This window comes from Ignavibacteria bacterium (assembly GCA_025612375.1).
Lineage (GTDB): Bacteria > Bacteroidota > Ignavibacteria > Ignavibacteriales > SURF-24 > JAAXKN01.
In genome coordinates, this window is the sequence record JAAXKN010000016.1 from 1 (window position 1) to 22,195 (window position 22,195).

Annotated in this window: 16 protein-coding genes; 9 read left to right on the forward strand and 7 right to left on the reverse strand. The window is 46.0% G+C overall.

Features of this window, described 5'->3' with window-relative positions; translation table 11 throughout:
• The first annotated feature begins 128 nt into the window (after positions 1-128).
• Positions 129-2,132, forward strand: coding sequence for a cation:proton antiporter (locus tag HF312_11415; GenBank protein ID MCU7520814.1), 2,004 nt, complete (start codon positions 129-131; stop codon positions 2,130-2,132).
• A 16-nt stretch (positions 2,133-2,148) separates the two neighbouring features.
• Here the strand turns inward: HF312_11415 and HF312_11420 are convergent, their stop codons facing one another.
• The 4 genes from HF312_11420 to HF312_11435 all read right to left on the reverse strand — a co-directional run bounded on the left by HF312_11420 (position 2,149) and on the right by HF312_11435 (position 4,298).
• Positions 2,149-2,460, reverse strand: coding sequence for a hypothetical protein (locus tag HF312_11420; protein ID MCU7520815.1), 312 nt, complete (start codon positions 2,458-2,460; stop codon positions 2,149-2,151).
• The gene (locus HF312_11425) at positions 2,426-2,812 is read right to left on the reverse strand and encodes a hypothetical protein (GenBank protein ID MCU7520816.1); all 387 of its coding nucleotides are present in this window, start codon (positions 2,810-2,812) and stop codon (positions 2,426-2,428) included. The genes HF312_11420 and HF312_11425 overlap by 35 nt, the downstream gene beginning before the upstream one ends.
• A 5-nt stretch (positions 2,813-2,817) precedes the next feature.
• Positions 2,818-3,315, reverse strand: a complete 498-nt coding sequence (locus HF312_11430) for a rubrerythrin family protein (GenBank protein ID MCU7520817.1) — start codon at positions 3,313-3,315, stop codon at positions 2,818-2,820.
• 281 nt (positions 3,316-3,596) lie between these two features.
• On the reverse strand, positions 3,597-4,298 hold the full coding sequence (locus HF312_11435) for a DUF2807 domain-containing protein (GenBank protein ID MCU7520818.1): 702 nt from the start codon (positions 4,296-4,298) through the stop codon (positions 3,597-3,599).
• Between the two features lie 365 nt (positions 4,299-4,663).
• Between HF312_11435 and HF312_11440 the strand changes: the two genes are divergently transcribed.
• Both HF312_11440 and HF312_11445 read left to right on the forward strand, forming a co-directional pair.
• Positions 4,664-4,963 (forward strand): YhbY family RNA-binding protein, encoded by a 300-nt coding sequence (locus HF312_11440; protein MCU7520819.1) that lies wholly within the window; start codon positions 4,664-4,666, stop codon positions 4,961-4,963.
• Between the two features lie 63 nt (positions 4,964-5,026).
• A complete protein-coding gene (locus HF312_11445; GenBank protein ID MCU7520820.1) occupies positions 5,027-6,283 on the forward strand; it encodes a membrane dipeptidase in 1,257 nt (418 codons plus the stop codon).
• Between the two features lie 68 nt (positions 6,284-6,351).
• On the opposite strand, the gene HF312_11450 is transcribed toward HF312_11445, so the two are convergent.
• The gene (locus HF312_11450) at positions 6,352-6,603 is read right to left on the reverse strand and encodes an RNA-binding protein (protein ID MCU7520821.1); all 252 of its coding nucleotides are present in this window, start codon (positions 6,601-6,603) and stop codon (positions 6,352-6,354) included.
• A gap of 567 nt (positions 6,604-7,170) precedes the next feature.
• Between HF312_11450 and mfd the strand changes: the two genes are divergently transcribed.
• The 4 genes from mfd to lpdA all read left to right on the forward strand — a co-directional run bounded on the left by mfd (position 7,171) and on the right by lpdA (position 17,124).
• The gene (gene mfd / locus HF312_11455) at positions 7,171-10,596 is read left to right on the forward strand and encodes a transcription-repair coupling factor (GenBank protein ID MCU7520822.1); all 3,426 of its coding nucleotides are present in this window, start codon (positions 7,171-7,173) and stop codon (positions 10,594-10,596) included.
• Positions 10,597-10,736: 140 nt separating this feature from the next.
• Entirely contained in the window at positions 10,737-13,412 is a 2,676-nt protein-coding gene (gene aceE / locus HF312_11460) for a pyruvate dehydrogenase (acetyl-transferring), homodimeric type (protein MCU7520823.1), read from the forward strand.
• Positions 13,413-13,507: 95 nt separating this feature from the next.
• Positions 13,508-15,304, forward strand: coding sequence for a biotin/lipoyl-binding protein (locus HF312_11465; GenBank protein MCU7520824.1), 1,797 nt, complete (start codon positions 13,508-13,510; stop codon positions 15,302-15,304).
• 404 nt (positions 15,305-15,708) lie between these two features.
• A complete protein-coding gene (gene lpdA, locus HF312_11470; GenBank protein ID MCU7520825.1) occupies positions 15,709-17,124 on the forward strand; it encodes a dihydrolipoyl dehydrogenase in 1,416 nt (471 codons plus the stop codon).
• A gap of 296 nt (positions 17,125-17,420) precedes the next feature.
• On the opposite strand, the gene tnpA is transcribed toward lpdA, so the two are convergent.
• Positions 17,421-17,903, reverse strand: coding sequence for an IS200/IS605 family transposase (tnpA, locus tag HF312_11475; protein MCU7520826.1), 483 nt, complete (start codon positions 17,901-17,903; stop codon positions 17,421-17,423).
• A 583-nt stretch (positions 17,904-18,486) separates the two neighbouring features.
• Here tnpA and HF312_11480 point away from each other — a divergent pair.
• Together HF312_11480 and HF312_11485 are read left to right on the forward strand one after the other, a co-directional pair.
• Complete coding sequence (locus HF312_11480; protein MCU7520827.1) at positions 18,487-20,031, forward strand: acyl-CoA carboxylase subunit beta; 1,545 nt, start codon at positions 18,487-18,489, stop codon at positions 20,029-20,031.
• A 1-nt stretch (position 20,032) separates the two neighbouring features.
• Complete coding sequence (locus HF312_11485) at positions 20,033-20,353, forward strand: acetyl-CoA carboxylase biotin carboxyl carrier protein subunit (GenBank protein ID MCU7520828.1); 321 nt, start codon at positions 20,033-20,035, stop codon at positions 20,351-20,353.
• 427 nt (positions 20,354-20,780) lie between these two features.
• Here the strand turns inward: HF312_11485 and HF312_11490 are convergent, their stop codons facing one another.
• Complete coding sequence (locus tag HF312_11490) at positions 20,781-22,067, reverse strand: citrate synthase (GenBank protein ID MCU7520829.1); 1,287 nt, start codon at positions 22,065-22,067, stop codon at positions 20,781-20,783.
• Between the last annotated feature and the right edge of the window lie 128 nt (positions 22,068-22,195).

Sequence of the window (22,195 nt, forward strand, 5' to 3'; positions counted from 1 at the left end):
TGCTCTTTTTTTATATCCTCTTACAACCTATTTTTAAACATAACTTCTATTCAGGTGCACGCCCTTAACACATTGAAATCCACCCCCGGAATTTTATATTTATTTAATAAAAACAATTGCGGGGTTTGATGCATCCGGTTATATTATTCGATCTGCCTGTTAAAAATCCGGTTTTAATTTTTGTTATTATCCTTCTTACAATCCTTATTGTTCCTCTCGTCTCAAAACGCCTGGGAATTCCGGGAATTGTGGGAATGATAGTTTCGGGCGTTGTGCTGGGACCCAAAGGCGTGGGACTCCTGGGGCGCGATGCTAGCATTGAACTCTTCAGCACGGTGGGACTCCTTTACATCATGTTTATCGCGGGGCTTGAAATAGATATGGAGGAATTCCGCAAAAGCCGCAACAGAAGCGTAATCTATGGAGTAGCGGCTTTTATTATTCCAATTTCACTTGGCTATATTGCGGCAGCCTACCTCTTAAAGCTGGATATCCTTTCCTCAATACTTCTGGCTTCAATGTTTGCCTCCCATACGCTGCTTGCATACCCCACGGCAAGCAAGATGGGGCTCGCGCAGTCGAGGTCGGTTGTTGTTACTGTGGGAAGCACAATTGTTACCGATATACTTGCACTTCTTACGCTTGCGGTAATAATCGGTATTAAGCAGGGGGAGATGACGGGTGCCTTCTGGATCAGGATAATTGCGGGCTTTGCCGTTTTAATACTGCTTGTTTTTCTTGCCCTTCCGCGCCTTACGGTATGGTTCTTCCGCAGCCTTGAGACAGACGGGGAGCAGCAGTTCATATACGTCCTGGCTGCGCTGTTCCTTTCGGCATCACTTGCGCAGGCGGCAGGGCTTGAGCCTATAATTGGGGCATTCTTCGCTGGGCTTGCAATCAACAGCTATATCCCTTCCACATCTCCTCTTATGAACAGGATTGTGTTTGTGGGCAATTCCATCTTTATCCCGTTTTTTCTTATTTCTGTGGGAATGCTGGTTGACGTAAGAAGCCTTTACAGCAGCACCGGGACGTGGATTGTTGCAATACTTATGACCGTTATGTCTCTTTCATCAAAATTTATTGCGGCATTGATAATTCAGAATGTATATAAGTATACTTCTCTGGAAAGAAACGTTATGTTCGGGCTCTCCAGCGCGCAGGCGGCCGCAACACTGGCAATTGTGCTTATAGCACTCAGGGCCGGGATGTTTAATAACGACATACTCAACGGCACAATTTTTATGATACTTGTTACAAGCCTTACGAGCTCTTTTGTTGTTGAAAAGGAAGGCTGCCGCCTGGCCGTAGAGCAGGAGAAGGAGCCCTTGAGTCCCGGAGAAATTACAGAAAAGATACTAATCCCGATCTCCCGTGATGAGACAATTGAGCCTCTGGTGGATTTTGCCGCAATGATACAGGATCCTGCCTCCGACGAGCCTCTGACGGCCTTGAAAGTAGCAGAAGACTCGCGCGAGGCATCGGATGAAATTATGAGGAACAGGAAGGTGCTGGACCGTGCTATCCATCACGCCTCGGCTTCCGAAAAGGCTCTGCGCGTTATATCAAGAATCGATTCATCCATTGCAAACGGCATTATGAGGGCCGTAAGGGAGCTTCTGATTACAGACGTGGTGCTCGACTGGCGTGGAGAGTTCCGTTCGCGCAACCGTATATTCGGCAACATACTTGACCAGCTTTTGAGGGATTCCGGTACGGAGTTTTATGTATGCCGGATGGTTAACCCTGTAAATACAATAAATAAAATAACCGTTGTCATGCCTGAGCGTGCGGAGTATGAAAAGGGGTTCTTAAAGTGGCTCTTGAAGATCAGGATGCTTGCAAAGCAGACCGGGGCAACACTTTCCTTTTACGGGAATAACCACGGATTAAGTGTAATACGTAAAGAGATGGAGGAAGGCAAGCCTGCCGTGGAAGCCGAATACAGCACAATTACAAAGATTGCCTCGCTTAACTGGAATAACGGTCTGACGCAGGACGACCTGTTTGTGCTGGTTAGTGCCAGGCCGAGGAGCATCTCGTGGAACAGGAGTCTGGACCGTTTCCCCCGCCGTTTTGTAAAGGAATTCCCGGATGTAAATTTTGTGGCGCTCTATCCGGAGCAATATTAGCTATAGAAAGATTTGATTATGAGCCCGATATTAAACGGATCTTTTCTTTTATAATCTCCAGCATCTCGTCAATTGTATCAAGATGGGTTCTGAAGGACAGAACTGCAAGCCTCAATGTGAATTTCCCATCCAGCATTGTTGAAGAAAGGAATAGTCTTTCATCGTGCTGGATTTCATGCACGAGGCGGCGGTTAAATTCATTGGCGTCGCCTTTTTCCGGAATGTAGCGGAACGTATCAACTGAAAGCTGCGGGTAGGGCCCTCTTGCCATGCCTTTGATCTCTGCAAGCTTTTCATGGAAATACCTTGCAAGAAGTTTCAATTCCATTTAATGCTTTTTTGCCCGACTGGCAGAGGTTAAAGAATCCGCCGTAAGCCGCGTCTATGCTGTCTCCGGGAATGTAGCCCAAATGGCCGCGGGAAGCGGGATTAAGGCCCGGAGTATCCACATTCGTTTTCAGGATGTCAAGAACCTTGCTGAAATCGAGCGGAGCGTCCTGAATCGGAAAGTCATATATCCCTTCGCCTTTACCCGCGTTAAAATTATAGGCGGGCAGGCTGTAGACGTTTTTCAGGAACTCTTCGGAATAATCCGTTACTTTTTTAAGCAGTTTTTCGCGCTCCTCAAAGCCTGGTTCCAGGCGCAGTGCGGATTCTTCGAGCCTTTTAATCTCTTCCATTATAATTAAAGCTTTACGTACTTATCGCCCTTGGCGCCGCAGATGGGGCAGTTTTCGGGCATCTGGCCGATTTCAATGTGTCCGCATACGGGGCAGAGGTAAATCGGGCAGTCATCCAGGTCCTTGCCTAAAATAGCGCAGTCGAGTGCCATCTTATATAATTCGGCATGGACCTCTTCAGCCTTCAGTGCGTAGTTGAACATGCGTTTTGCCTTGTGTCCTTCCTTCTCGGCTTCTTCAGCCATGGGGGGATACATGACGGTATATTCATAAGTTTCGCCTGAAATTGCGGCTTTCAGGTTTTCAACCGTGGAGCCTACGCCGTCCATTGAGCGTAAATGTCCTTCGGCGTGGATTTTTTCTGCTTCGGCTGCTGTTCTGAAAAGGCGGGCTATGTTAGGAAGGCCGTCTTTTTCTGCTTTTTTTGCAAATGCCATATACTTCTGGTAAGCCTGGCTTTCGCCAGAAAAGGCTTCTTTCAGGTTTTCTTGTGTTTTTGACATAATTTGTGACCCCTGTATAAACTGTATAAAGTGTTATTATTAACTGGTTTCCGGAAATTACGCTCCCGGAAAAATCCTATAAAAATTCAGGTACAATGATCAAAAATTATTTGTTGAGATGCAATATTAATCGCGCCTGAAAGATGGAAGAAAAGCCGTTTGTGTAAAAATTGTGGTGTGTCTGGAAATATGCTTCTGTTTAATATTGAGTCTGGTCCGTGCGTATCTTTAACTGCGGCGCCAGGAATCATTGTCTGGCGCCATCCGTGCAATAAATAATGTTATTCTCCTTTTGAAACCGAGGCGCCGCCGCTGAGGTCGGTTGTACCCATGGTGGCGTTGCCGTAGTAAACTACTCTTGATCCGCCGCTCTGGTCCGCGTTAAGCCTTCCGTTCATATTAACTTCGGCTTCGCTTCCGCCCGAGAGTTCGGTGTTCACATTATTAACCTTAAAATCTTTCAGCTTGAATGAGCTTCCGCCGGAGCCGTCAACTTTCAGGTTATTGCCGTTTCCCTGAAGGCTTATCCAGCTTCCGCCTGAAAGTTCGAACGATGCATTAGCGCATTTAAGAGTCCCTTTCAGCTTTGCGCCTCCTGAGAGTTCGCCTTCAAAATTGTCCGAGGGATTACTCATTGTAATTATCCCCTTTGAGCCTCCGCTCAAGCTGATTCCGGTGAGTTTAGGCATTGTAATGGTAATTGTAATATCGTCCTGCCTGTGATTAAACCAGCCTTTCATTGTAAAGCTTAGTGTGCCGCCGTGTTTTTCAACTTTCAGGTGTTCAAAATCCCTTTTGCCGGCTTTTACTTCAATTGAATAACTATTGGCCTGAGTAATCTGAACGTGCATGCCGTAGCCGGCTTCAACCGTGTTAAAATCCTTATAGTCAAATTTTCTTGTCTCCTGTGCTGAGGCAAAGCTGAAAGCCAGGAACAGGACAGGTAAAGAAAGATAAAGGATTTTTACGAAATTCCTTCTCATTTTTCGCTCCCGAATTTATTTGTACTGTTATTTAGACTGATAAGCCCTGGAAAAGGTTGCACGAGGGGGAAACAAATTAAATGTGATTATTGAATAGCCACGGCCTTCAGGCCGTGGGATAGCGACAAAAAAATATGGGCTTTAGCCCCAGATTTTTTCCGGATGGTCGGGGGCTAAAGCCCAAATATTTTCGAATTATTAAACCACGGCCTAAAAGGCCGTGGCTATTCAATAATCATAAAAACATTTCCTCAGCGCGGGCGAATATCCATTAATGTTTCAGAGATTATCGTTATCTTTAGATGTTGTATTTTAACAACGTTAATTAAGAAATTATATAGGAATTTTACATGGTGAGAATATAGATGGACAGCCTTAACTCAAAACAACGTGCGTTTCTTCGCTCAGAGGCACATCACCTTAAACCGGTGGTCAATATTGGAAAAGAAGGTGTAACCCAAAGTGCCAGGCAGGCTGTTTTAGATGCGTTTAATACAAGAGAACTCCTTAAAGTAAAAGTGCTGGAATATGCTCCTTTATCAGCCAAGGAAGCCGGCAGTGAAGTTGCCGGTTTAATTGAAGGTGCTGAACTCGTACAGGTGATCGGAAGGAATTTTGTACTCTACCGTCCCTTCCCCGAAAATCCCAAAATCGTTCTGCCTTAATTCATTCTGAAACAGGCGGATGCTCCAAAAATTACAGCGGCTTTTTAACAACATATATAAAAAATGAAAATTAATTTGAAACTGGGCATGGCAGTTTCATGCCTTTTTATTGCAGGATGCAGCAGCGTGAAGAATGTAACTTCAAAAGATGCAGCCGCTCTTAAACTGGAAGCCGACGAGCTGCATAAGACTATTATTTCAATTGATACGCATACGGATGCGCCGCTTAACCTCATGGATAAGGGTTTTGATATCGGCAGGCGCCACAATGCAATGGAGGACCACTCTAAAATTGACTTCCCCAGGATGAAGGAAGGGGGGCTTGATGCCGTCTTCTTCGGAGCCTTTGTTGCGCAGGGACCCAGGACTCCCGGGGGAAATGAAAAGGCTAAAGAGAGGGCGTTAAAAATAATTGATACTGTTCACGCAGTGCTTGAACGCAATAAGGACATGGCCTCGTTTGCCGTTAATTCAACTGACGCCGCAAGGATCAAAAGTGAAGGCAGGCTTGCAGTTTACCTTGGTGTTGAAAACGGTTACACGATAGGGCAGGACCTTTGGATGATAAAAAAATATTACGACCTGGGTGTAAGGTATATAACGCTCTGCCACACAAAAAATAACGACCTGTGCGATTCTTCAACAGACCCCGATACTGTAAAATATGACGGCTTAAGCGAGCTCGGCAAAAAAGCAGTAGCAGAGATGAACAGGCTGGGGATGATGATAGACGTCTCTCATATATCCGACAAGGCTTTCTACGATGTCTTAAAATATTCCAAAACTCCTGTAATTGCATCCCACTCATCGGCGCGTGCCTTATGTGACAGTCCGCGCGACATGGATGACGACATGCTAAAGGCGCTTGCAAAGAACGGGGGAGTTGTACAGATCTGCATTTTAAGCGATTACCTAAAGACAGACCCTAGGAATAAAACGCGTGATTCCGTATTATCAGCCTTCCGCCAGAGATATGCCGGCTACGATGCTATGAGTGAGGAAGAAAGAGCTAAAGTGAGGAGTGAAAGGGCCGAGCTGGATAAAAAATATCCAAAGATACTGGCTACAGTGTCAGACGCGGTTGACCATATAGATCACATTGTTAAGGTCTGCGGAATTGACTTTGTGGGTATTGGAACCGATTTTGACGGCGGCGGCGAGCTTGAGGACTGTTACGACGTCAGTCAGATGAAAAATATTACAGTTGAGCTTTTAAGAAGGGGATATTCGCACGAAGATATAGGGAAGATCTGGGGAGGCAATTTCTTCAGGGTATTCAGAAGTGTGGAGCAGTATGCCTCGCAGTTTGGCAAAAAATAAATAAGCTTTAAAAGAAAAAAAGCGCCTCATTTCAGGGCGCTTTTTCTTAACCGACATAAAATATCTGGTTAGCTGCGGGGTTTTGCTTCGTTTACAACGATTGTTCTTCCCTTAAGCTCTGAGTTGTTCAAAGCGTTGATAGCAGAAGTTGCTTCAGAAGAATCTTCCATTTCCACGAAACCGAATCCTCTCGATCTCCCGGTAGCGCGGTCCATTATAACTTTTGCAGAAAGAACCTTTCCGTAACCCTGAAATGTTTCTTCTAATTGCTGGTCGTTAACTGACCACGGTAATGAACCTACAAATAATTTAGTACTCACAATAGAACCTTAAAAATAAAACATATAATACCCCGGACTATTTCCGGACGTACAAATATCATAATAAAATTATTTAAATCCTACAACTATTTTATGGAATTATTTGCCCCTTTTTAAAAAAAAATGCATTTTTTTTCTGTTTCATGGTAAAAAAACGGGTTTGGGAGGGGGTGTCTTCATATTTTCCACATAAATAGCCATGAATTTCATGCCGTGGAGGAACATGTCGCCCCTCCCGGGCTCTTTTGTGTGGGGGGAATACGTTGCCCGGGGGTTCCCTCACCCCTCCGGGGTTTTGTCACCCCCGGCTACAAACAAAACACCCCTCCGGGGCTTAGTAACTGCGTCGTTCTAAATGCTCTGCTATTACTGGCTTTCTCTTTAAACCTTGGACTTCGGACCTTGGACCTTGGACCCTGGACCTTGGACTTTGGACCTTGGACCTTGGAACATGAAAGTTTGACATTGATTTTTCCCTCGATTTTAATTTATTAAATAAAGAAGTTGGGAGGGAGCAGGTTTTATTGCTATTTTTATAAGGTCTTTTTAACATATTACCTCAAAACTATGAGTTTGTCTCTAATAGAACTATTTAACCGTTCTGAATCTATAAAACAGCTGAAAAAAGCTGCTATTGCAAGCAAACAACAGCCAGTCTATACCTCTCCGCTCTCCGGATCGGCACGCACCCTTTTCATTAAACTTGTTGAACCGGAAACCCGGCAGATACTGCTGCTTCTGCCCGACGTGCAGACAGTTAATGAAATTAAGGTGGAACTGAATATTCTGGGCCTGGGCGATTCGCTTATAGTTATAGATGAAATCTCTTTCGAAAGCCTGCAGGAAAAGCTTACACAGGTGCAGAACCGCGGAAATTTCATACTTATTACCACATACGATATCCTGAGGGTGAAGCTCCCGGCTAAGAACCAGTTTTCAAAAAATACCACAACTCTCCGCCCGGGAGGCGAAATAAGCTATGAGGAACTCATAGAATACCTTAACCTCCTTAATTATACAAAGGTTAAGTTTGTTGAAAATGCGGGCGACTATTCGGTCCGTGGCTCCATTATTGACTTCTGGTCGTACAGCGAGAGCAACCCGGCAAGGCTTGAATTTGACGGCGACTTCCTGGAGTCGATAAGACACTTCGACCCCGAAAGCCAGCGCTCGAGCGACCTTGTGGACTCGATTACGGTTGCAGGCAACCTTTCTGAAAATAATACCGGGCTTTCTTCAGATATATTCGACTTCCTTGATAACCCGCTTGTTATTGCCTCAAAGTTTGAGCTGAATAAAGTTTCCGACATGCAGGGTAAACAGACGGAAAGCGAAAAACCGGCCCGGATTGATGACGAGGAGCTCGCTAAAGAACTCCTGCTTGAGGAGAGCGGCGAGTATTCTGAAAACGCTGAGCCAAATAAAACCGGCATTACGCTTGACGCCAGCCTTACCGACGAGGACCTGTTTAAGAAAAATGCACGCTGGATAATTGAAGACCCGTTCGATGATTCGCCGGGGAAAGTACGGCTCGACCTTACTGAGGCTCCTGCCGTAAACAGCAACTTTGAGCTCCTTTATAATACGCTCAGGGACTATTCCAGCCGCGAATATAAAATTTTTATTACTTCGGAAAATGACTTCCAGAGTAAAAGGCTGCGCGACCTTTTAAGCGATTACAAGACCGAGCTGGCAGATCTGCTGGATACGGGAAAAATCAAAATTGAAACGCTTGCCATAAGAAGGGGCTTTATTATAAGGAACGATAAAACCCTCATTCTTACCGATTACCAGATATTCAATAAGCCCTACAGGACAAAGATATCCTCGCGTCAGAAGGTAAAAAAGTCGCGCGCAAAGGAGTTCGCTTCAATTAAAAGGGGCGACTATGTGGTGCACGAGACTTACGGAATTGGAAGGTACGACGGCCTTGAGGTTATAAAAATCGGCGACGTGAGCCAGGAAAGCATTAAGATACTTTATGCCGAAGGGGGCAAGGTTTACGTTAATCTTAACTATTTCCACCTCGTTAAGAAATTTTCCTCCAAAGATAACGAGGAACCCAAACTCTCATCGCTTGGAAGCGGGGAGTGGGAAAACGCCAAGAAAAAAGTTAAGAAAAGAATTAAAGAGGCTGCAAGGGAACTCATTATCCTCTATGCAAAGCGCAAGGCCTCGCGCGGCCACTCATTTAATGCCGACACCATCTGGCAGAGGGAGCTTGAAGCATCGTTCTTCTATGAGGATACGCCGGATCAGGCAAGAGTAACAGAAGAAGTTAAAGGTGATATGGAATCTGAAAGCCCGATGGACCGCCTGGTATGCGGCGACGTTGGATTCGGAAAAACTGAAATTGCCGTGCGCGCAGCGTTCAAGGCCGCAAACGACGGCAAGCAGACCGCACTTCTTGTGCCTACAACAATCCTTGCCGAACAGCACATGAACACGTTTAAGGACAGGCTTTCGCAGTTCCCGGTTAAGGTTGAAGGCTTGTCGCGCTTCCAGACAAAACAGAAACAGAAAGAGATCCTGAAAAGTGTTGAGGAAGGTAAAGTTGACATTGTAATAGGAACGCACAGGCTTTTGTCGCAGGACGTGAAGTTCCGCGACCTGGGGCTTCTTATTATAGATGAAGAGCACCGCTTCGGCGTTATGGCAAAGGAGAAGCTGAGGAACTTCAAGCTGAACGTGGATACTCTTACGCTTACGGCAACGCCTATTCCAAGAACGCTGAACTTCTCGCTTCTTGGTGCAAGGGATTTATCCATCATTTCAACGCCGCCGCCAAACCGGCAGCCTATATACACACACGTGCAGACCTTCGACGTTATGAAGATACGCGAGTGGATATTAAACGAGCTCAAACGTAACGGGCAGGTCTATTTTGTGCACGACAGGGTGCAGTCAATTGAAAAGATAGCTGAATATATAAGAAAGTATATACCGGAAATCAGGATTGCAATTGCGCACGGGCAGATGAAGCCCGTTCAGCTTGAAAATGTTATTTATGATTTCTTAAATAAAAAGTACGACGTCCTCCTTGCTACAAAAATTATTGAGTCGGGAATAGATATTCCGAACGTTAATACAATAATTATTAACCGTGCCGACCGCTTCGGTCTGGCTGAGCTTCACCAGTTAAGGGGAAGGGTAGGAAGAAGTGACCGGCAGGCTTACGCATACCTCCTGGTACCCTCGATGAAATCGATTAATAAAAATGCCATCAGGCGCCTTCAGGCAATTGAGGAGTTTACGGATGTTGGCGCGGGCTTCAACCTTTCCATGCGCGACCTTGAGATCCGTGGCGCCGGCAACCTGCTTGGAACAGAGCAGACAGGATTTATTGATACGGTTGGTTTTGACATGTACGTTAAACTTCTGGACGAGGCGGTTGAAGAACTTAAGCGCCAGGAATTCCAGGAGGTGTTTAAGAACCTGCCTAAGCAGAGGATGAAGACCGATGCCACAATTGATACATATTTTGAAGTCGGGATCCCCAAGGCCTTTATGCCCGATCAGGCGGACCGCCTCAGCTTCTACACGGCGCTCTTTTCGATCAAGAGCCTGGAGGAGGTTGAAGAAATTAAAGAGGAGATAGAGGACCGTTTCGGCAAACTTCCGGTTCTCGTAAAAAGGCTTATTGCAATGAGCATCCTCAAGTACTACGCTTCATACGCTCTTTTTGAAAGGGTAATCATTCAGCAGAAAAACATCATGCTTATTCTGCCTAAGGGTGAGAACGAGGATTACTACAAGACGAAGTTTACCCAGCTCATGCGTTTTATAATGGACAACTACCAGAACGAAATAAAATTCAGCCAGCAGAAGGATAATTTAAGGCTTTTGATTCCGAACCTCTTCGAAAATCCGGAGAAAGTTTTTGAGTTCCTTATTAATTTCTGCAGAAAGGTTGAAAAGATTGTTAATCCGTCCGAGACTTATTTCGACCGTCTGCAGCAAGGAAATGACGCGAATATTGACAAAAAAGTATAGTTTTTTGACTTCAGCTTTTGCATTTCCGCGTTAAATGCCTTATAATAAGGAAATATCAGATAAAGAGGGCAAAACTAAATCCTTTATCTGTGTTACTAAATATATTTCTTTACAATAACGACAAATAAGGATTATGAGTAATGGACGGAAACAATACTCAGCAAAAGGATCTGGCCGCCATTGAAACCAGGGAGTGGCTGGAATCCTTGGACTATGTATTATATCATAGCGGACCTGAGAGGGTCCAGGAACTGCTTACTGACCTGCAGTTATATGCAAGAAAACACGATGTAAAAATACCTTTTACAGCAAATACCCCTTATATAAACACAATTCCTCACGACAAGCAGCCGCCATTTCCCGGCAGCAGGGAAATTGAAAGAAGAATTAAAAGCCTTATACGCTGGAACGCAATGGCAATGGTTGTAAGGGCCAACAGGGAATCGCACGGCATAGGGGGGCACATATCAACATACGCCTCGGCTGCAACTCTTTATGAAATAGGATTCAACCACTTCTTCAAGGGTAAAGACGGCGAAACTGACGGCGATCAGGTATTCTTCCAGGGGCATGCCTCCCCCGGCTTCTACGCCAGGGCATTTCTGGAAGGAAGGATCTCGGAAGAAAAGATGAAAAATTTCAGGCGCGAAACGAGGCCCGGAGGAGGACTTTCTTCATACCCCCATCCGTGGCTCATGCCGGACTTCTGGGAATTCCCGACCGTATCTATGGGCTTAGGTCCAATAATAGCAATCTACCAGGCAAGGTTTAACCGCTACTTAGAAGACCGCGGATTAAAGAAAATGAACGGCACCAAGGTGTGGGCTTTCTTAGGCGACGGGGAAACAGATGAGCCTGAGACACTGGGCGCAATTTCACTTGCCGCAAGAGAGAAGCTGGATAACCTGATTTTTGTTATCAACTGCAACCTACAGAGGCTGGATGGTCCCGTACGCGGAAACGGAAACATTGTTCAGGAGCTTGAAGCAAGCTTCAGAGGTGTGGGCTGGAACGTTATAAAAGTTATCTGGGGGGATGACTGGGATCCGTTCCTTGAAAAAGACAAGAGCGGCCTCTTAATCAAGCGCATGAATGAAATGATTGACGGCGAAAGCCAGAAGTACTCCGTTGAAGGCGGGGACTATATAAGAGAGCATTTCTGGGGCAAGTACCCCGAACTGAAGGATATGGTTAAGAACCTTTCAGACGAACAGATTGCCAAGATGAGGCTTGGCGGGCACGATCCGGAGAAAGTCTATGCGGCTTTCAAGGCAGCAGTTGAAAATAAGGGGTGCCCCACGGTAATTCTGGCCAGGACAATTAAGGGCTACGGTTTGGGGGAAGCGGGTGAAGGGAAAAATATCACGCACCAGCAGAAAAAATTAAACGAAGACGAGCTAAGGATATTCCGCACGCGTTTCGGCATCCCGATCTCGGATGACCAGGTGGCTGAGGCACCTTTCTACAGGCCTCCGGATGACAGTCCCGAAATGAAATACATACAGGAAAGGCGCAAGGAATTGGGAGGCTACCTTCCCAAAAGAGTCGTAAGGGCAAAACCGCTTAAGACTCCTCCTGAAGAACTGTTTGAGGAGTTCTATGCAGGTACAGAGGGGCGTGAGGCCTCAACTACAATGGTGTTTGTAAGAATACTTTCAAAGCTACTTAAGGACAAGGATCTTGGAAAGCTTATCGTTCCCATTGTGCCCGATGAAGCCCGTACGTTCGGTATGGAGGCACTCTTCCGTCAGATAGGCATTTACTCGCACGCGGGGCAGAATTATGAGCCGGTTGACAAGGCAAGCCTCCTTTATTATAAGGAAGCTGTAGACGGGCAGATCCTTGAGGAAGGAATTACTGAGGCGGGCTCTATGGCATCGTTCATTACAGCCGCAACTGCCTACGCCACGCACGGAATTAATATGATTCCGTTCTTTGTCTACTATTCAATGTTCGGCTTCCAGAGGGTCGGCGACCTGACATGGGCTGCAGGGGACATAAGGGCAAAGGGCTTTATGATAGGCGGAACGGCAGGGCGCACAACGCTTGCAGGCGAAGGCCTGCAGCACCAGGACGGCAACAGCCAGCTGCTTTCATATACTATTCCTAACTGCATGGCTTACGATCCCGCCTTTGCATATGAGATTGCAGTCATCATACGCGACGGAATGAGAAGGATGTATGAGGAAAACGAAAGCATCTATTATTATATCACGGTAATGAATGAAAACTACGCACAGCCTCCGATGCCCGAAGGCGTTAAGGAAGGGATCCTGAAGGGGATGTACCGCTTCAAGGCTTCAGACAAGAAGGATAAAAAAGCAAGGGCCCACCTCTTCGGAAGCGGCGCTATTATGAACGAGGTCTTAAAGGCACGCGAAATCCTGGAGGACAAGTACAACGTGGCTGCCGATGCATGGAGCGTTACAAGCTATAAGCTTCTGCACATCGATGCCATGGATGCAGCAAGGTGGAACATGCTGCACCCGGATCAGCCGAAGAAGGTGCCGTATGTTACAGAACAGCTTCAGAACGAAGACGGCGTTTTTGTGGCGGCTTCAGATTACGTGCAGATGCTGGCAGATTCAATTTCAAAGTATCTGCCAAGGCCTATGAATACACTCGGCACATACGGATTCGGAAGAAGCGAGGACAGGGAAGGCTTAAGGAACTTCTTTGAGGTGGATGCAAGATACATTGTAGTTGCAACACTCATGGCCCTGGCTAACGAGAAGAAGATAAAACCGGGCGTGGTTACAAAAGCAATTAAGGATATGGGTATTAATCCCGATAAAAAGAATCCTTTGCACCAATAAAAAAAACTGAACGTTCAAATTCTAAAAATGGGGCGGCACAGGCCTGCCCCAATATAAACTCTAAATATTGAAGAAAAAAACTAACGGATTTAAAAATGGCAAAAGAATTTGTACTTCCTGAATTGGGGGAAAATATAGCCTCTGCAGACGTTCTGCAGGTGCTAATTAAGGCCGGGGATCATGTAAAGGCAGATCAGACCGTGCTTGAGATAGAGACAGACAAAGCCACAATTGAAGTGCCTTCAACAATAAGCGGCGTGGTTAAAGAAGTAAATGTAAAATCAGGAGATAAGGCGAAAGTAGGACAGGTAATTTTTACAGTTGAAGAAGAAGGCGGGGCAGCTGAAACAAAGCCCGTTCCAAAGGAAGAAAAGAAAGAAGAGCCCAAGGCTCAGCCGGCATCCCAGGCTGAAAAGAGGCAGGAGCCGAAGAAAGAGGAAGTAAAGGCCCAGGCTACGGTCGAACCTGAAGTTGAAGAAAAAGGGGGGAAAGCGGAGTTCAAGCTTCCTGAACTTGGTGAAAACATTACGTCTGCAGACGTGCTGCAGGTTAAGGTCGCCCCGGGCGACGCAGTAAAGAAAGACCAGGTGATACTTGAAATTGAGACCGACAAAGCTACAATTGAAGTCCCTTCGGATATTGAAGGCGTGGTAGATGAAGTCTTTGTAAAGGCTGGGCAGAAGGCCAGCGTGGGGCAGGTGGTGTTTACTGTAAAGACAGCCGGGGCTCCTGGCGGGCAGGCTGAAAAGAGGCAGGAGCAGCAGATTGAAATGAACAGGAAGGTGGAGGAATCTGAAAAAGGGGGAGCGCGTATTGCACCTGAACAGGTAACCCCGACGCCTTCACTGAAGGAAGAGCCTTCAAAGAAGACTGAAGAGAAGCCGGAAGAAAAGACTGTAAGCACTGTCATAGCCGGGCAGCCTCCAAGAAAAACTTACCTGATGGAAGACCGGCCTCCAATTGATCCGAGCAAGATAGCCCCTGCTGCCCCCACGGTCAGGCGCTTTGCGCGAGAGATCGGAGTTAATATAAACGAGGTCCACGGTACAGGCCCCGGAGGGCGCATATCAATAAATGACGTTAAAGCCCATGCGCGTGAGACCGCAGGGAAAGAGCAGAGAGCAGAAGCTCCAAGGGGAGGCGCAATAGCGGGCATAGCTATGGAGCCGCTTCCGGACTTCAGCAAATGGGGCAAGGTTGAAAAGCAGGAGATGACTAATATACGCCGCAAGACAGCCGAGCACCTGAGCTATGCATGGGCTACAGTGCCTCACGTTACACAGTTCGACAAGGCCGACATTACAGAGCTCGAGCGTTTAAGGAAAATGTACGGATCCCACGCTGAAAAGCAGGGCGGAAAGCTTACCGTAACGGCAATACTGCTTAAGGTTGTTGCCGCCGCCTTAAAGGCGTTCCCGCAGTTTAATTCAAGCGTTGACATGGCAAACAGCGCGGTTATATATAAGAAGTATTACCACATTGGTGTTGCCGTGGATACAGACCGCGGGCTTCTCGTTCCTGTGATAAGGGACGTGGATAAAAAGAACATTGTGCAGCTTGCCGTTGAGCTGAACCAGATGGCAGAAAAGGCCCGGAACAGGAAGCTTTCGCTTGAGGATATGCAGGGCGGGTGCTTTACCATAACGAACCTGGGGGGAATAGGGGGAACATATTTTTCGCCTATTGTAAATGCGCCTGAAGTTGCAATCTTAGGAGTTTCCAGAGGTGCCTTTGAACAGGTATATAAGGATGGGAAGTTCGAGCCCAGAATGATGCTGCCTTTATCATTGTCCTACGACCACAGGATAATTGACGGTGCCGACGGAGCACGTTTCTTAAGGTGGGTTGTTGGCGCAATCGAGCAGCCATTCCTCATGGCGCTTGAAGGATAAGAGAAAAATAATATGTGCCCCGGTTGGGGCACATTTGTATATTTAATTGTGAGATTTAAAATGTTTGTACCGCGTTTAGCGGTTCCATATTTGTAGCCCAGGGTTCGCAGAACCCTGGGAAAGAAAATCATCCCACATTTCCAAACCACGTAGTGGTTTTATATCTGTTACAAGCACGTAAAAAATATAGAACCGCTGAACGCGGTTCGATATTGTTTTTGACCTGTTTTCTACAAATATACAACCACTAGCGTGGTTCTGAAGAAATGCTATTTAGATATACCCCATTTGGGAGCATCTCATAAATAGCCGAAATAAAAAATATTTTTTGCACTTAGAAATTTATGTTATAAATTTAACGTGAAAATTCATTAAAGTTTTAATTTTATTGGAGTTTAATTAGTATGGCAAATAAGACCCAGCTTGCAGTCCTTGGCGCCGGTCCGGGCGGCTATGCCGCGGCATTTCTGGCTGCCGACCTTGGTATGCAGGTTACACTGATCGATATGGAGAAAAATCCGGGCGGAGTATGCCTCTACCGCGGGTGCATTCCTTCAAAAGCGCTTCTGCACGTTTCAAAGCTGATCAATGAAACAAAACATTCCGCCAACTGGGGAATTGAATACGATAGTCCCAGGATAAATCTGGATAAATTAAGAAGCTGGAAGGAAAGTGTTGTTGGAAAACTTACAGGAGGCTTGGGTGTTTTATCCAAACAGAGGAAAGTAAATTATGTGCAGGGAAGGGCAACAATACTGAACCCTACCACGCTTGAAATAGAAAAGATGGAAGGTGGAAAAGAGGAGCTGACATTTGAAAAGCTGATCATCTGCACGGGATCGCGCCCGGCGCAGATACCTTCCTTAATGCTGGACTCACCGCGGGTAATTGATTCCTCGGGAGCTCTGGCGCTTCAGGACATCCCGAAAAATATGCTTGTTGTGGGCGGGGGCTACATTGGGCTTGAGCTTGGTTCAGTCTATGCTTCACTCGGCACCGAGGTTTCCGTTGTTGAAATGACGCCGGGACTATTGCCCGGGGCCGACCGCGACATGGTTAACATACTTGCCCGTTCGCTTCAGCCGGTTATGAAATCGATCATGCTGAGCACAAAAGTAGTGAAGATGGAAGACGTGGGAAACGGCGTTAAGGTTACATTTGAAGGCGAAAGCGTACAGGAAAAAGAGCAGGTATTTGAAAAAGTGCTAGTTTCAATAGGGCGTACGCCGAACACAAAGGGCTTCGGGCTTGAAAATACAAAAGTTGAAGTTGAAAAGGGATTCATAAAAGTAAATTCGCAGATGCAGACGGCAGAGCCCACAATTTATGCAATTGGTGACGTTGTAGGTAACCCGATGCTGGCTCATAAGGCTTCGCACGAGGGCAGAGTTGCGGTTGAAGTAATTGCAGGTCACAACGTGGAATTCCACCCGGCTGCAATTCCGGCGGTAATATTTACAGATCCCGAGGTCGCATGGTGCGGCCTGACAGAGACAGAGGCAAAGGAGAAGGGAATAGAGGTAAAAGTTGCGCGTTTCCCGTGGGCTGCCTCAGGGCGTGCTGTAACGCTGGACAGGAATGACGGGCAGACAAAGCTCCTCATAGATCCAAAGACAGAAAGGGTTTTAGGAGTTGCAATTGTTGGTCCCGGGGCAGGAGAAATGATAGCCGAAGGCGTCTTAGCCATTGAGATGGCGGCATTAGCAAGAGACGTAGCCTTAAGCATACATCCGCATCCGACATTATCCGAGACCGTAATGGAATCCGCCGAAGTCTTCTTCGGCACCAGCACCCACCTTTACAGGCCTAAAAGAGGCTAAATTGTTTTCCCAAGGTGCCATGACTTCCCTCATGGCACCTATTAATCACACCCTCATCCCAAATTTAATGTAAAATTAAACCGTCATAATCACCCGCTCAGAAGAGCCTCGGAGAGGTCAGCCGCAGCTGATCTGTAGCAGGAAGCACCACCCTGTTCCCAGAGCCTCGGAGAGGCGACTTGTCTGTAGCAAAACGACATTCCAAAATAATTCAGAGCTTCGGAGAAGCGACTTGTCTGTAGCAGAGGGAGCCCACCACCACACTCCAGAGCTCCGGAGGAGCGACTTGTAAAAACTCATCCCAAATCTTTTTTCTCCTGCTCCATTATCCAATCAAATACTTCCTTGTTTCCCATTTCAACTGCAAAATCCTTCAGTATCTTCATGTACTCCTCTCTGAATGACTTATGCCTGTGGTGTTCCTCCTGGTTCTGAATATAGCTTATTACCTGGCTAATCTGGCTCCTGGAATATGAGAAGACTCCATATCCCTGCTGCCATGAAAAACCACTCAGCCAATTCTTCTTCTTTATGAACTCAGTTGAGTATGCCTTAACTTCCCTTACCATATCTGAAACCGAGGATCCAGGGACGTAGGAGATGAACAGGTGCACATGATCCGGCATGGCTTTTATGGCCAGAGTCTTGCAGTTATGGCTTTTTACAATTCCTGTCATGTATTTTTGAAGCTCTTCGGAAAAAGAGGGCCTGATCAGGTGATCTCTGTGCCTGACAGCAAATACAATGTGAAGGTATACCTGGCTGAATGTGTCTGCCATAATGATATTCCTCATGGGGATGTTTTGATGTATATAGGTGAAGGTAAAGGAAGTTGCGGTTTCATGGAGTGAATTATAGCACAAAATCCCTACAAGTCGCTCCTCCGGAGCTCTGGGGAGGGTTGGTGGGACCTCTTTTTCTACAGATCAGCCGCGGCTGACCTCTCCGAGGCTCTTTTGGGGTGATCGATTCCATTTTCTGCTACATACAAGTCGCCTCTCCGAGGCTCTAAATATTTTTTTGTCGCATTATTTTCTACATACAAGTCGTCCCTCCGGGACTCTGAAAACTGGTGAGGGGGCCTTTCTTTTGCTACAAATCAGCCGCGGCTGACCTCTTCCGAGGCTCTATAGATGGGGGATTTATTTCTAATATATTATGAGCTTCTTAGGTTTTTTTTGAATGTTGAACCTGCTATGGCGGTAAGCTTTTTATTGAACCAATATTCACGACTTTCATTAATTCCGGGAAGGATATTTATTATTTCATAATAATTTTCTTATCTTTGTAGTTGGTTTTTTGCGGACAGTAGTGTCGCAATTCTTAATATGAAGGAATTTCTCATCTTTAAAGGAAAATATAGTGTCATTAAAAAGTAAGTTAATTGAACTCTTTAGCAAAAAAGAAAAAATTAGTACCGGCGGTGGTGAAAAAGCCATTCAGAAACAGGTGGCTATGGGGAAACTGCCCGCCCGCGAAAGACTGAAGGTTCTTCTGGATCCTAACAGCTTCCATGAAACCGACCTCTTCGTCCAGCATAACTGCGAAGATTTTGATATGGATAAGAAACAGCTTCCGGCTGACGGCGTTATTACAGGTATAGGCTCAATCCATAACCGCCCTGTAAGCGTCTTTGCACAGGATTTTACTGTCGCCGGAGGTTCGCTTGGCCTTATGCATGCAAGAAAGATTACAAAGGTAATGGACCACGCGGTTAGAATGGGAATCCCTCTTATCGGTATCAACGATTCAGGCGGCGCACGTATACAGGAAGGCGTTAATTCTCTTGCAGGATATGGGGAAATATTCTACAGAAATACACTGGCTTCCGGTATCGTACCTCAGATCTCTGTTATTTTGGGCCCTTGCGCCGGCGGCGCGGTTTATTCACCGGCACTTACTGACTTTGTTTTTGTAGTGGATAAGATTTCCAAAATGTTTATTACCGGTCCTGAAGTAATCAAGACCGTGCTTGGTGAAGAGATCTCAATGGAAGATTTGGGCGGCGCACGCGTGCAGACTGAAATTACGGGTAACGCGCATTTCTACGCTGAAAGCGAAATGGAATGCTTCGAGCAGATTAAGCGCCTTATGTCATTTATTCCATGGAGCAACAGGGAAAAGGCTCCTGCAATTACACCAAGGCTGCCAAAATCGCAGTTCGACGTTGAAAGAATTATTCCTGCCGAAGCTACAAAGCCTTACGACATCCGCGACGTCATTAAATCTATCTGTGATGACTCCGACTTCTTTGAAATTCAGGAAAAGTGGGCGGCAAACATTGTAATAGGATTTGCAAGGCTTAACGGTGAAACTGTTGGTATTGTGGGCAACCAGCCTTTAGTGCTCGCAGGCGTTCTGGATGTTGATTCATCGGACAAGGCTGCACGTTTTATCCGCTACTGCGATGCTTTCAATATTCCTCTTGTTACACTTGTTGACCTTCCGGGTTATCTGCCTGGAGTTGACCAGGAGCACGCAGGCGTTATCCGCCACGGTGCAAAGATACTTTATGCATACAGCGAAGCTTCTGTTCCAAAGCTGACTGTTATACTCCGCAAGGCGTATGGCGGCGGTTACATTGCAATGTGCTCACGCCACCTGGGTGCTGATTTTGTTTTCGCATGGCCTACTGCAGAAATCGCGGTTATGGGTCCCGAAGGCGCAGCCAACATTATATTCAGGGGTGAAATTGCCGCTGCAAAAGATCCTGACACAGTAAGAAAGCAGAAGGTTCAGGAGTATACAGAAAAGTTCGCCAATCCTTATGTAGCTGCATCAAACGGGCATGTTGATTCAGTAATTAATCCTTATGAAACCAGGGATGCGCTGATTTATGCGCTAAAGGCTTCAGCTAATAAAGAAGAAACAAGACCTAACAAAAAACACGGGATACCTCCATTTTAATATGAGCGACAATAATAAAGACCTGCAGAAAATAGTAGTGGATGATACGGTTTATCTGACGAAGCTGACACCAAAGTTTGCAGTCAGAAAAGCTTTTGCACCTAAAGATCCTAAAAAAATATGCGCCGTAATTCCCGGGGTCATCCTGGATGTTACAGTTAACAAAGGGCAGCATGTAAAGCGCGATCAGAGCATGCTTGTTTTGGAAGCTATGAAGATGAGAAATTCCATCAAGGCACCTTTTGACGGGATTATTAAATCTATTCAAATCTCCAAAGGCGAGCGTGTAGCAAAAGGGGAGCTCCTGATAGAGTTCGAATAGTATCATTTAAAATAAATAGCGGGGATAATGCCGAGCTTTAAGCGGAGTGCAGACTTTTTTTTCCACAGACATTATCCCCGCTATCACGATCAATTATATAAGGAATGATTATTTTTTTATCCTTTTTTCCTTTGCTGCATGCCGCTTAATCTTTATAATCTTCAGACAATTACCCTCAAAATTAAATTCCGGTAAGACAGCAGAGTCTCTCATCGTGATATATTAAATTATAGATTCCTGTGCTCACAATGTCAACACACTTCATTGGTACCGGAATATTTTTTAATGAATAGCCACGGGTTGTTTGATTCATTAGCCCACGGCCTGAAGTCCGTGGCTATTCATGGGGCACAATTGGGCTACAGATGATTTAAAAATAAAAAGCCCGGAATATTGGTCCCGGGCTTTCTGATAATAATTAAATAATTTATTTTGCTTCTACGGTTTTGCGTTGATCGATCGGGAGGTATTCGCGCTTGGTGCAGCCGGTGTAGATCTGGCGCGGACGGTAAATCCTCACTGAAGGATCTTCCCTCATTTCCTTCCACTGGGCTATCCAGCCCGGAAGCCTTCCGAGAGCAAACATTACTGTAAACATGTCCGTCGGAATTCCCATTGCACGGTAAATGATGCCGCTGTAGAAATCCACGTTCGGATAGAGTTTGCGCTCAACAAAGTAGCTGTCTTCCAAAGCAACCCTTTCAAGGTTCATTGCAATATCCAGCAGCGGGTCTTTTACGCCCAGCTTGTTTAATACCTTTTCGGCTGCTTCTTTCAAGATCTTTGCCCTGGGGTCAAAATTCTTATAGACTCTGTGTCCAAAGCCCATGAGCTTGAATCCTGAATTCTTATCCTTTGCCATGGCAACAAATTTCTTATAGTCGCCCCCTTCATTCTGTATTTTATGCAGCATTTCAATTACGTGCTGGTTTGCCCCGCCGTGCAGCTTGCCCCATAGTGCGCAGATGCCCGAGGCAATGGTTGCAAACATGTTGGCTTCGCTGCTGCCTACCATTCTGACTGTCGAGGTGCTGCAGTTCTGCTCGTGGTCCGCGTGCAGAATTAAAAGCAGGTCCAGTGCATCTGCCACTTCCTGGTGCACTTCATAATCCTCCGCGGGAACGGCAAACATCATGTGTAAAAGATCCGCGGCAAAGCTCAAATCGTTGCGCGGATAGATGTAAGGCTGTCCGATCGATTTTTTGTATGAGAAAGCCGCAATTGTCTTCAGTTTTGCAAGAAGGCGGATTATGTTTCTGTAGCGTTCTTCCGGGGTATCGGGATAATAAGCCGATAAGGAAACAACCATCGAGCAAAGTACACCCATAGGATGCGCCGTGGGAGGATAGCCTTCGTAGAATTTCTTCATATCCTCGCGCAGCAGGCTGTGGTGTGTAAGGTCATAATTAAACTTGTCAAGCTCTTCTTTTGTTGGCAGGTGGCCGAAAATCAGGAGATATGAGACCTCAAGGAAATTGCTCTTTGCCGCCAGATCCTCAATCGGGTAGCCGCGGTACTGCAGAATTCCCTTCTCACCGTCTATAAAAGTAATTGAACTTTCACAGGAACCCGTGTTGCCATAACCAGAATCCAGCGTAATTGCACCGGTTTTAGACCTTAAAGCCGCAATGTCAATTCCAACTTCACCCTCTGTTCCTACTGTGACAGGGAGCTGATACTCCTTTCCGTTCAGAACTAATGTCGCATTATCCATTTTTTCCCTCTGAAATGTTAATGATTTATTTTATATGAACAGGATACTACGTCTTATATGAAGAGCTTGTAACTGTACAAATATTACTGGAAATTTTGCGAAATGTCAATATTAAAGAATGGCTATTT

Bases quoted from the DNA above. Each gene is read 5' to 3' on its own strand.
- HF312_11430 (MCU7520817.1), bottom strand. From the start codon at position 3,315: ATGTCAAAAACACAAGAAAACCTGAAAGAAGCCTTTTCTGGCGAAAGC.
- HF312_11415 (MCU7520814.1), top strand. From the start codon at position 129: ATGCATCCGGTTATATTATTCGATCTGCCTGTTAAAAATCCGGTTTTA.
- HF312_11435 (MCU7520818.1), bottom strand. From the start codon at position 4,298: ATGAGAAGGAATTTCGTAAAAATCCTTTATCTTTCTTTACCTGTCCTG.
- HF312_11445 (MCU7520820.1), top strand. From the start codon at position 5,027: ATGAAAATTAATTTGAAACTGGGCATGGCAGTTTCATGCCTTTTTATT.
- HF312_11420 (MCU7520815.1), bottom strand. From the start codon at position 2,460: ATGGAATTGAAACTTCTTGCAAGGTATTTCCATGAAAAGCTTGCAGAG.
- aceE (MCU7520823.1), top strand. From the start codon at position 10,737: ATGGACGGAAACAATACTCAGCAAAAGGATCTGGCCGCCATTGAAACC.
- lpdA (MCU7520825.1), top strand. From the start codon at position 15,709: ATGGCAAATAAGACCCAGCTTGCAGTCCTTGGCGCCGGTCCGGGCGGC.
- tnpA (MCU7520826.1), bottom strand. From the start codon at position 17,903: ATGGCAGACACATTCAGCCAGGTATACCTTCACATTGTATTTGCTGTC.
- mfd (MCU7520822.1), top strand. From the start codon at position 7,171: ATGAGTTTGTCTCTAATAGAACTATTTAACCGTTCTGAATCTATAAAA.
- HF312_11490 (MCU7520829.1), bottom strand. From the start codon at position 22,067: ATGGATAATGCGACATTAGTTCTGAACGGAAAGGAGTATCAGCTCCCT.
- HF312_11440 (MCU7520819.1), top strand. From the start codon at position 4,664: ATGGACAGCCTTAACTCAAAACAACGTGCGTTTCTTCGCTCAGAGGCA.
- HF312_11425 (MCU7520816.1), bottom strand. From the start codon at position 2,812: ATGGAAGAGATTAAAAGGCTCGAAGAATCCGCACTGCGCCTGGAACCA.
- HF312_11485 (MCU7520828.1), top strand. From the start codon at position 20,033: ATGAGCGACAATAATAAAGACCTGCAGAAAATAGTAGTGGATGATACG.
- HF312_11465 (MCU7520824.1), top strand. From the start codon at position 13,508: ATGGCAAAAGAATTTGTACTTCCTGAATTGGGGGAAAATATAGCCTCT.